Origin of the sequence: Mycobacterium sp. (assembly GCF_050700595.1) — a bacterium.
In the GTDB taxonomy this organism is placed as follows: Bacteria; Actinomycetota; Actinomycetes; order Mycobacteriales; family Mycobacteriaceae; genus Mycobacterium.
The window spans coordinates 21516-30615 of the sequence record NZ_JBOHHI010000073.1; the positions used below are offsets into that span (position 1 = coordinate 21516).

13 protein-coding genes and 1 tRNA gene are annotated in these 9100 nt (G+C 65.6%); 9 read left to right on the forward strand and 5 right to left on the reverse strand.

Going from position 1 to position 9100, the window contains the following annotated elements; genetic code table 11:
- Positions 1 to 6 precede the first annotated feature (6 nt).
- From ACRDTL_RS07480 to rdgB, 8 genes are read left to right on the forward strand one after another with little or no spacing between them, the layout of a single operon-like run.
- Positions 7 to 423, forward strand: a complete 417-nt coding sequence (locus tag ACRDTL_RS07480; protein ID WP_431506088.1) for a Mov34/MPN/PAD-1 family protein — start codon at positions 7 to 9, stop codon at positions 421 to 423.
- A complete protein-coding gene (locus ACRDTL_RS07485; protein WP_431506076.1) occupies positions 420 to 692 on the forward strand; it encodes a MoaD/ThiS family protein in 273 nt (90 codons plus the stop codon). Before ACRDTL_RS07480 ends, ACRDTL_RS07485 begins: the two co-directional genes overlap by 4 nt.
- A complete protein-coding gene (locus ACRDTL_RS07490; RefSeq protein WP_431506077.1) occupies positions 693 to 1664 on the forward strand; it encodes a cysteine synthase in 972 nt (323 codons plus the stop codon).
- Entirely contained in the window at positions 1655 to 2326 is a 672-nt protein-coding gene (locus tag ACRDTL_RS07495) for a rhomboid family intramembrane serine protease (RefSeq protein WP_431506078.1), read from the forward strand. The genes ACRDTL_RS07490 and ACRDTL_RS07495 overlap by 10 nt, the downstream gene beginning before the upstream one ends.
- Positions 2323 to 3162 (forward strand): glutamate racemase, encoded by an 840-nt coding sequence (gene murI, locus ACRDTL_RS07500; RefSeq protein WP_431506079.1) that lies wholly within the window; start codon positions 2323 to 2325, stop codon positions 3160 to 3162. Before ACRDTL_RS07495 ends, murI begins: the two co-directional genes overlap by 4 nt.
- 44 nt (positions 3163 to 3206) lie before the next feature.
- Entirely contained in the window at positions 3207 to 3989 is a 783-nt protein-coding gene (locus tag ACRDTL_RS07505; RefSeq protein ID WP_431506080.1) for a cyclic nucleotide-degrading phosphodiesterase, read from the forward strand.
- 10 nt (positions 3990 to 3999) lie between these two features.
- The gene (gene rph, locus ACRDTL_RS07510) at positions 4000 to 4779 is read left to right on the forward strand and encodes a ribonuclease PH (RefSeq protein WP_431506081.1); all 780 of its coding nucleotides are present in this window, start codon (positions 4000 to 4002) and stop codon (positions 4777 to 4779) included.
- Positions 4776 to 5387, forward strand: coding sequence for an RdgB/HAM1 family non-canonical purine NTP pyrophosphatase (rdgB, locus tag ACRDTL_RS07515; RefSeq protein WP_431506089.1), 612 nt, complete (start codon positions 4776 to 4778; stop codon positions 5385 to 5387). The genes rph and rdgB overlap by 4 nt, the downstream gene beginning before the upstream one ends.
- A 61-nt stretch (positions 5388 to 5448) precedes the next feature.
- Here the strand turns inward: rdgB and ACRDTL_RS07520 are convergent, their stop codons facing one another.
- Together ACRDTL_RS07520 and ACRDTL_RS07525 are read right to left on the reverse strand one after the other, a co-directional pair.
- Positions 5449 to 5796 carry a DUF3817 domain-containing protein gene (locus ACRDTL_RS07520; RefSeq protein ID WP_431506082.1) on the reverse strand — a complete coding sequence of 116 codons (348 nt, stop codon included), beginning with the start codon at positions 5794 to 5796 and terminating at the stop codon, positions 5449 to 5451.
- A complete protein-coding gene (locus ACRDTL_RS07525; RefSeq protein ID WP_431506083.1) occupies positions 5793 to 6173 on the reverse strand; it encodes a hypothetical protein in 381 nt (126 codons plus the stop codon). Before ACRDTL_RS07525 ends, ACRDTL_RS07520 begins: the two co-directional genes overlap by 4 nt.
- 117 nt (positions 6174 to 6290) lie before the next feature.
- On the opposite strand from ACRDTL_RS07525, the gene ACRDTL_RS07530 reads away from it, so the two are divergent.
- A tRNA-Leu gene (locus tag ACRDTL_RS07530) sits at positions 6291 to 6378 on the forward strand.
- 97 nt (positions 6379 to 6475) lie between these two features.
- On the opposite strand, the gene ACRDTL_RS07535 is transcribed toward ACRDTL_RS07530, so the two are convergent.
- From ACRDTL_RS07535 to ACRDTL_RS07545, 3 genes are all read right to left on the reverse strand, one after another.
- Positions 6476 to 7231 (reverse strand): phthiotriol/phenolphthiotriol dimycocerosates methyltransferase, encoded by a 756-nt coding sequence (locus tag ACRDTL_RS07535; protein ID WP_431506084.1) that lies wholly within the window; start codon positions 7229 to 7231, stop codon positions 6476 to 6478.
- A 306-nt stretch (positions 7232 to 7537) separates the two neighbouring features.
- The gene (locus ACRDTL_RS07540) at positions 7538 to 7960 is read right to left on the reverse strand and encodes a lipoprotein LpqH (RefSeq protein WP_431506085.1); all 423 of its coding nucleotides are present in this window, start codon (positions 7958 to 7960) and stop codon (positions 7538 to 7540) included.
- A 147-nt stretch (positions 7961 to 8107) separates the two neighbouring features.
- Positions 8108 to 8950, reverse strand: a complete 843-nt coding sequence (locus ACRDTL_RS07545) for an SDR family oxidoreductase (RefSeq protein ID WP_431506086.1) — start codon at positions 8948 to 8950, stop codon at positions 8108 to 8110.
- Positions 8951 to 9100 lie beyond the last annotated feature (150 nt).

Consider the following 9100-nt stretch of genomic DNA (forward strand, 5'->3'; position numbering starts at 1 on the left):
GACCCCGTGCTGGTGATTCGTACTGATCTGGTCGACGCGATCCTCGCCCATGCGCGCGCCGACCACCCCGACGAAGCCTGCGGTGTGCTGGCCGGTCCGGAGGGCTCCGACCGCCCCGAGCGGCACATCGCGATGGTGAACGCCGAACGCTCGCCGACGTTCTACCGGTTCGACTCGCAAGAACAACTCACGGTGTGGCGGACTATGGAGGCGGGCGACGAGGTGCCGGTCGTCATCTATCACTCGCACACCGCGACCGAGGCCTACCCCAGCCGCACTGACGTGAGCCTGGCCGCCGAGCCCGACGCCCACTACGTGCTGGTGTCCACCCGCGACCCCGACCAACACGAACTGCGCAGTTACCGCATCGTGGACGGCGTCGTCACCGAAGAGCCCGTCACCATCGTCGAGGAGTATCAATGAGCGTCACCGTGTCCATTCCGACCATCCTGCGTCCGCACACCGGCGGGCAAAAACGCGTCGAGGCCAGCGGCGAGACCCTGCAGGCGGTCATCACCGACCTGGAGGCCAACTACTCCGGGATCTCCGAGCGGCTGGTGCAGGACGGCAAACTGCATCGCTTCGTCAATATCTACGTCAACGACGAGGACGTGCGGTTCTCCGGCGGGCTGGACACCACGATCGCTGACGGCGACTCTCTCACCATCCTGCCCGCCGTGGCGGGTGGGTAAGTGACCCGATACGACTCGCTGCTGGCGGCGCTGGGCAACACCCCGCTGGTCGGTCTGCCACGGCTGTCGCCACGCTGGGAGGACGGGTCTGAGGGCGCGCACGTGCGGCTGTGGGCCAAGCTGGAAGACCGCAACCCGACCGGGTCGATCAAAGACCGGCCTGCGCTGCGGATGATCGAGCAGGCCGAGGCCGACGGGTTGCTGGCGCCCGGCGCGACGATCCTCGAGCCGACCAGCGGCAACACCGGTATTTCGCTGGCGATGGCGGCCCGGTTGAAGGGCTATCAGCTGATCTGCGTGATGCCGGAGAACACCTCGGTCGAGCGCCGTCAGTTGCTCGAGCTCTACGGCGCGCAGATCATCTTCTCGCCCGCCGAGGGTGGATCCAACACCGCGGTGGCCACCGCCAAGGAGCTCGCCGCGGCCAACCCGTCGTGGGTGATGCTCTATCAGTACGGCAATCCGGCCAACACCGACGCGCACTATTACGGCACCGGCCCCGAGCTGCTGGCCGACCTGCCGGAAATCACCCACTTCGTCGCGGGACTGGGCACCACCGGCACCTTGATGGGCACCGGGCGGTTCCTGCGTGAGCACGTGCCCGACGTGCAGATCGTGGCCGCCGAACCCCGCTACGGCGAAGGTGTCTACGCCTTGCGCAACATCGATGAGGGCTTTGTGCCCGAGCTCTACGACCCCGGCGTCTTGACCACCCGCTACTCGGTCGGCGCCGCCGACGCGGTGCGCCGCACCCGGGAGTTGATCGAGGCCGAGGGCATCTTCGCCGGAATCTCCACCGGCGCGGTGCTGCAGGCCGCGCTCGGCGTCGCCGGGAAGGCGCTCAAGGCGAACGAGCGCGCCGACATCGCGTTCGTGGTTGCTGACGCCGGTTGGAAGTACCTGTCCACCGGTGCTTACGCCGGTACCGTGGACGAGGCTGAAGACGCGTTGGAAGGGCAGCTATGGGCTTGAGTCGCGGGGCCGGACATCCGGTGCCGCCCGCCCGGCAACCGAAGCAACGATCGGCAATGGTGGTCGGCGGTGCGACGATCGTCAGCTTCGTGGCGTTGCTGTATGTCATCGAGCTGTTCGATCAACTCGGCGGCCACCAGCTGGATCGCAACGGCATACGGCCGCTGGAGACCGGCGGCCTGTGGGGCATCATCTTCGCCCCGCTGCTGCACGCGAATTGGCAGCATCTGCTGGCCAACACCGGACCGGCGTTGATCCTCGGTTTTCTGGTGACGCTGGCCGGGTTGTCGCGGTTCGTGTGGGCGACTGCGATCGTGTGGATCGTCGGCGGCTTCGGCACCTGGCTGATCGGCAATGTGGGCTCGCCGTGCGGGGAGACCGATCACATCGGCGCTTCGGGCCTGATCTTCGGCTGGTTGACCTTTTTGCTGGTGTTCGGGTTCTTCACCCGCTCGGCCTGGCAGGTCGTCATCGGGATCGTGGTGCTGTTCCTCTACGGCGGGATCCTGTGGAGTGCGGTGCCGGTGCTCAACGTCTGCGGGGGCGTGTCCTGGCAGGGGCATCTGTGCGGCGCGATCGCGGGGGTGTTGGCCGCCTACCTGCTGTCCAGCCCGGAACGCAAGGCCCGTGAGCTGGGCCCCCAACGGGCGCTGCCGACATGAGCCGCGCTCTGGCGCCCGTGGGGGTGTTCGACTCCGGCGTCGGCGGGCTCACCGTCGCCCGGCCGATCATCGACCAACTGCCCGACGAGGACATCATCTACGTCGGCGACACCGGCAACGGCCCGTACGGCCCGCTCACCATCCCCGAGATCCGCGCCCGCGCGCTGGCCATCGGCGACAATCTCGTCGAGCGTGGCGTCAAGGCCTTGGTGATCGCGTGTAACGCGGCATCCTCGGCATGCCTGCGGGACGCCCATGATCGCTACGATGTGCCGGTCGTCGAGGTAATCGTTCCGGCGGTGCGGCGCGCGGTCGCCACCACCCGCAACGGTCGCATCGGAGTGATCGGCACCCAGGCGACCATCACGTCGCGCTCTTATCAGGACGCGTTCGCGGCAGCCCGCGACACCGAGATCACTGCGGTGGCCTGCCCGCGGTTCGTCGACTTCGTCGAGCGTGGCATCACCAGCGGGCGCCAGGTGCTCGGGCTGGCCGAGGGCTATCTGGAGCCGCTGCAGCGTGCCGACGTGGACACGCTGGTGCTGGGCTGCACGCACTATCCGCTGCTGTCGGGGCTTATCCAACTGGTGATGGGCCAGCACGTCACCCTGGTGTCCAGCGCCGAGGAGACCGCGAAGGAGCTGGTGCGGGTGCTCACCGAGCTGGACCTGTTGCGCCCGCATGATGCGCCGCCGGCGACCCGGATATTCGAAGCCACCGGCGACCCGGAAGCGTTCGCCAGGCTGGCGGCACGGTTTCTGGGACCCGCCGTCACCGGGGTGCAGCCCGTTCACCGTCACGCCAGTACACCGCGCTCGATTCCTTCCGCACAGTAAAGCCGGGATGTTTCCGCCAACCCGGTGTTGGGCATGGCACAGTAGTGACCGTGCGAATTACCGTGCTTGGCTGCTCCGGCAGTGTTGTCGGCCCGGACTCGCCGGCATCGGGTTATCTGCTCAGGGCGCCGGACACTCCGCCGCTGGTCATCGACTTCGGTGGGGGCGTTCTCGGGTCACTGCAGCGGCACACCGATCCAGGTTCGGTGCACGTGCTGTTGTCTCATCTGCACGCCGACCACTGCCTGGATTTGCCGGGACTGTTCGTGTGGCGCCGCTACCATCCGTCGCCACCGGTCGGTAAGGCGTTGATGTACGGGCCCAGCGACACCTGGTCGCGGCTCGGTGCGGCGTCCTCGCCCTACGGCGGGGAAATCGACGATTTCTCCGATATCTTCGACGTCCGACATTGGGTTGACGGTGAGCCTGTGCACATCGGCACGCTGACCGTGGTGCCGCGGGTGGTGTCGCACCCGACCGAGTCGTACGGTCTGCGGATCACCGATCCCACCGGGGCGTCGTTTGTCTACAGTGGTGACACCGGCACCTGCGATTCTCTTGTCGAACTGGCCCGCGACGCTGACGTCTTCCTGTGCGAGGCATCTTGGACGCACTCTTCCGACCGCCCCGGCAATTTGCACCTGTCGGGCACCGAAGCCGGGCAGATGGCCGCGGCGGCCGGCGTGCGGGAGTTGCTGCTCACCCACATTCCGCCGTGGACGTCGCGCGAGGACGTGATCAGCGAGGCCAAGGCCGAATTCGGCGGCCCCGTGCATGCGGTGGTCTGCGGCGAGACATTCAATATCGGCCAATCGTCATCGGGATAGTGTTGGCGGCGTGTCCAGACGAGAAGACGGTCGCCTCGACGATGAACTTCGCCCGGTAGTCATCACCCGCGGCTTCACCTCACATCCAGCGGGTTCGGTGCTGGTTGAATTCGGCCACACCAAGGTCATGTGCGCTGCCAGCGTCACCGAGGGTGTGCCGCGCTGGCGTAAGGGGTCAGGGTTGGGCTGGCTCACCGCCGAATACGCCATGCTGCCGGCCGCCACCCACACCCGCAGCGACCGGGAATCGGTGCGGGGCCGGCTGTCCGGGCGCACCCAGGAGATCAGCCGGTTGGTCGGCCGGTCCCTTCGGGCCGCCATCGATCTGGCGGCGTTGGGGGAGAACACCATCGCGATCGACTGCGATGTGTTGCAGGCCGACGGCGGCACCCGCACCGCGGCGGTCACCGGGGCCTACGTCGCGCTGGCCGACGCTGTGACCTACCTGAGCGCGGCGGGCAAACTGTCTGACCCGCGGCCGTTGTCGTGTGCGATCGCTGCGGTCAGCGTCGGCGTGGTCGACGGCCGGATCCGGGTGGACCTGCCCTACGAGGAGGACGCCCGCGCCGAGGTCGACATGAACGTCGTCGCCACCGACACCGGGACCCTGGTCGAGGTGCAGGGCACCGGCGAAGGGGCCACCTTCCCACGCTCGACGCTGGACAAGCTGCTCGACGCCGCACTGGGCGCCTGCGACAAGCTGTTCGCCGCGCAACGTGAGGCGTTGGCGTCGCCGTATCCGGGCGAGTTGCCCGAAGGACCACCCCCGCAGAAAGCGTTCGGCACCTGACCCGCTTGCTGGTCGCCAGCCGCAACCGCAAGAAGCTGGCCGAACTGCGAAGGGTGCTGGACGCCGCGGCACTGTCGGCACTGACACTGGTGTCGCTCGACGATGTGCGGGCGTTCGATGAAACCCCTGAGACCGCGGCGACTTTCGAGGACAACGCACTGGCCAAGGCCCGTGATGGGTTCGCCGCGACGGGATTGCCGACGGTCGCCGACGACTCCGGTTTGGAGGTGGCGGCGTTGAACGGCATGCCCGGGGTGCTGTCGGCGCGCTGGGCCGGTGTACACGGTGACGACGGCGCCAACATCGCACTGCTGCTAGCGCAACTGCGCGACGTACCCGACGAGCGGCGCGGCGCGGCGTTCGTCTCGGCGTGCGCGCTGGTGTCGAAGTCGGGCGAAGTCGTGGTGCGTGGCGAGTGGCCGGGTGCGATCGCGCGGGAGCCCCGCGGCGACGGCGGATTCGGCTACGACCCGGTCTTCCTTCCGGACGGCTTTGCGTGCACTGCGGCGCAGCTGCGCCCCGACGAGAAGGACGCGGTGTCGCATCGCGGCAGGGCGTTGGCGCTGCTGCTACCGGCGCTGCGGGCGCTGGCGGCTGACACGCGTTGACTGTGCGGGAAGTGGTCGAGATTTTTCGGCTTTTGCGTTCATAACCCACACACTCAACGGGTTACAGAGCGAAGCGCGCCTTGATGTCCTTGGTCTGGAAGTGCTCGACGATGATGCCCAGCAGCGGAATGGTGCCGGCCAGCAGCACTCCGATGGTCTTGGCGACCGGCCAGCGGACCTTGACTGCGAGGTTGAACGCGGCCAGCACATAGACGAAGTAGACCCAGCCGTGTACCACGGCAACCCACTCGATCTTCACGTTGTAGACGTAGTGGACCACGATCTCGGCGCACAACAAGATCAGCCACACACCGGTCGTCCACGCCATGATGCGATAACCCAACAGTGCCGTGCGGATTTTTTCGGCCGGTGTGGCCTGCCGCGTTTTCGGCGTCTCGGGTGTGGTCATGCGGTCGTCCTGTTCTGTTTGTCGGCATCGTCTTTGGCGAGCTGGGCGAGGTAGGCGTTGTACTCCCGCAGTGCGGCGTCGTCGGCGCTGGGCTTCGCGGCTTGAGGACGCTCCGGCAATAGCCCGTCCGGTATCTCCGTCATGCCGCGGTCTTTGCGTGGTTCTGGCGGCGCTTCCTCGTAACGGACAAACTTGTAATACGCGTACACACAGAAGCCGGCGAACAGCGGCCACTGCAATGCGTATCCCAGGTTTTGGAACGTGCCCGACGTCGACTCAAACCTCGTCAACTGCCACCAGCCCAAAGCCAGGCAGCCGCAGGCAGCGACGATGACGAGCGCGACGAGCGCGGGTCTCCGACGCCGTGTAGTGGACACGTTTAGACGGTACCCCGCAGTGGCCTTTCGGGCTCACGCCTTCGGCCCGACGAACTCATCGAGTCGCGCGACCGCTGACAGATCCGTCCTGATCAAAGCGGTACGCTCGTGGGGCTTGCGGGCGTGGCGAAATTAGGCAACCGCGCCGGCTTTAGGTGCCGGTGCTCGAAAGAGCTTGAGGGTTCGAGTCCCTCCGCCCGCACCATTTCTGCCAAAAATGTATGCGCTGGTCGGAGCGTTTCTCGATAACACCAGAAGAGAGCAGCGAGTTCGTGACGATGCGGCAACCCCCGGACGTCGCCTCAGTTGTTGACGAAGCAGTACATCCGGTAAGAGTTGTCTCCGGTTTGCAATCCGTAGCGGAACGCTGCGATTAACCTATCGACCAAGAACGCCGGAAGAATAGGAAACGTCTGCTTCAACTGCACATTCTTCTTCAGCCCGCGTGCAACCTGCTCATTGATAACCCTTTCCGACAGGAGCCGCATGGGGGCGTCGCCTAGCTCCCTCTCCCACTTGGCGATACGGTTTTGGCGATGGCGGTTATCCGCGTACAGAAAATGGCCTCCCGGGCGCAGCACGCGGGTCACTTCGGCGAGGAAACGGGGGAACGACGGGTAGTAGTGCGAGGCTTCGATGTTGATTACCGCGTCGAAGGATTCATCGGCGAAGGGTAGGTTCTCTGCGTTGCCGCACACGAAATCCAGGCCGGGCAGGTCGTGCCTTTTTCGGCAGAAGTCGATACCGGCGGGATTTAAGTCCAGCCCGGTGTAGGAGGCCGGGCCCAGGGTGCGCACCAGGTAGGAGGCTCCGCCGCCGTGCCCGCAACTGACTTCCAGTACCCGTTTGCCGGTGAGATCGACCTGGGTCGCCGTGCAGTGATAGAGCTGAATGGCCTGCCGGTCGGGCTCGTCGGATTCTGCCAATGGCAGGGCCATCGGCGGGTCCTCCTCGTAGCCCCAGCTCAGGAACACCAGATCATCACCGCCATGGCGGGTGGCGAGGCGATACCAGTATTCCGCAGAGAATTTATCGGCCACGCGGCTTGTGATGCTCACCGGTAGATCATCTCATCGGTAGAGCGTCACGGAATGCACGGGGTAGTGCGGCGGAAATGGACCACGCAGTTCCCAACCCGCCTGCAGTGACTCCTCGGCAACCCTGAACTCGCGCTCGCGCGGGCGCCGCAAAAGGAAGCTTCGACCTGTCACCATTGAGCAGTGAACGCCACGATTGTTGTGCTGATGCTGCTGGTGGGCGTCGGCCTAGTGGTCGATCAGCTTCTTCGACTTAGGCGGTGGCTGCAGAAGTCGCCTCCTGGCCGAGACGCCCAAGAACCGCCTGAGCGCGAGACGTGAGTGCGATCAGCAGCCAACTTCGATCCTGAACGGCGCGGTCATCGAGACGTGTGGGTCGTTGCGCTTAGATCCTTGTGCCTCGCCCGTGATGGTGTATTTGTTGCCGGAGAAAACAGCTGTGGCGTTGCCGGCTCCAGCGTCGGCAACGCCGGTGAAGTCTTCGAAATTGTCGATATTGACGGATTCGGTCTTGGGCTTTTCGGAATCGAGCTTGAGGACCACCTTGACGCTACCGGGCGCCGCGCTGATGTTAGCGGTCAACAACCACTCAACTTGGCTACAAGAGACCGCGTGCGAGGTGCGGGTCATGCTGCCGACGGTGATATGCGCCGTTTTCTGCGGCACCTTTTCCGAGTTCATGAAACATCCCGAGCTGGATGCCATCAACACCGAGGCGGTCACCGCCACGGCGACGGACCGGCCTTTCACCGGGCACCTCCATCCCCACAGCCGTTTGGACGTCGTTCTCATCGCACTGCTTTTTGTACCAGTGCTGCGGTCGCCTTCGGGAGTAAACGTGCCAGCCGGCGCTCATCGCTCCTGCACCCGCCATGCCCTGGCCCGACCCTGAACCGGCTAGGTGAGCGACACCCGGCCCATGATCAGGTCGATGATGGGCTTGCCGGGCGCGAACGACCCGGTAAGAGACGACATGACGTGCCCGTAATCAACGAGGAGAGTCACGCCGTTGATGCCGGCCGCCGCGTCACTGTTGAGGAACGCCATCACGTTGGCCATCTGCTCCGGCGTGTGGACCTCCACGCTGGTGGCATCCCGGTAGTCCTGCGCGAAAGTCAGCCACAGATCGGCGTTGGCCTGGGCGAGCGGAGTGTCGGTCGGACCGGGGCAGATCGCGTTGATGCGCACCCCTTTCGCCAGGAATGGAAACGCCTTCGTCGCGACGTAGGCGTTGATCGCCTGCTTGCTGAAGCCGTAATGGATGATGCCCTCCGGCTCGTGGGCGTTGGCCCAGGCGTCCGCTGCGTCGAAATCGGGCGTGGCCAGGAACTCCTGCAGCCGCGGCAGATCGTTCTCCCATCCGATGCCGCCCACCGAGGAGATGAAGCAGACTGCCGAGCCGCGGCGTAGTTGGCCGTCGTTCAGCATCCGTTCGATGAGATGGCGATGGCCGATGAAGTTGATCCGCATGAGATCTGGTCCGTCGGCAACGCCGGCGGCGGAGAACAGGGCGTCGACGGGTCCGCCCACCTGCTCGATGGCGCTATCGATCGACGCTCGGTCCGCAAGGTCCACCTTGATCCCGCGGCCGAGCGCAGGAGCGACGGCCGCGTAGTCCATCACGATGACCTCGGCACCGAGAGCAGCCGCCGTCTTGGCTGCCGCGGCGCCCATCCCGGTCGCGCCGCCCACCACCAGCGCCCTCTTGCCGTCATAGCGGAACTGCTCGATACCAGTCATTTCGATCCTCTCTTGGCCGCCAGCCTAAGCCTCGATCCACCGATGAGCTGAGGTCCGGCTGTAGTGGTCGGTTGTGATGGTACGTGTCGGTGTGTGGGCATAAAGTATCTGCTGGTCTGCCCAGCTTTTCCTGTGCGCTCCGGTCGGGCC

Excerpts from the sequence above, each read along its gene's own strand:
- ACRDTL_RS07485 (WP_431506076.1), top strand. The coding sequence starts at position 420 with ATGAGCGTCACCGTGTCCATTCCGACCATCCTGCGTCCGCACACCGGC.
- ACRDTL_RS07495 (WP_431506078.1), top strand. The coding sequence starts at position 1,655 with ATGGGCTTGAGTCGCGGGGCCGGACATCCGGTGCCGCCCGCCCGGCAA.
- murI (WP_431506079.1), top strand. The coding sequence starts at position 2,323 with ATGAGCCGCGCTCTGGCGCCCGTGGGGGTGTTCGACTCCGGCGTCGGC.
- ACRDTL_RS07520 (WP_431506082.1), bottom strand. The coding sequence starts at position 5,796 with ATGACCACACCCGAGACGCCGAAAACGCGGCAGGCCACACCGGCCGAA.
- ACRDTL_RS07545 (WP_431506086.1), bottom strand. The coding sequence starts at position 8,950 with ATGACTGGTATCGAGCAGTTCCGCTATGACGGCAAGAGGGCGCTGGTG.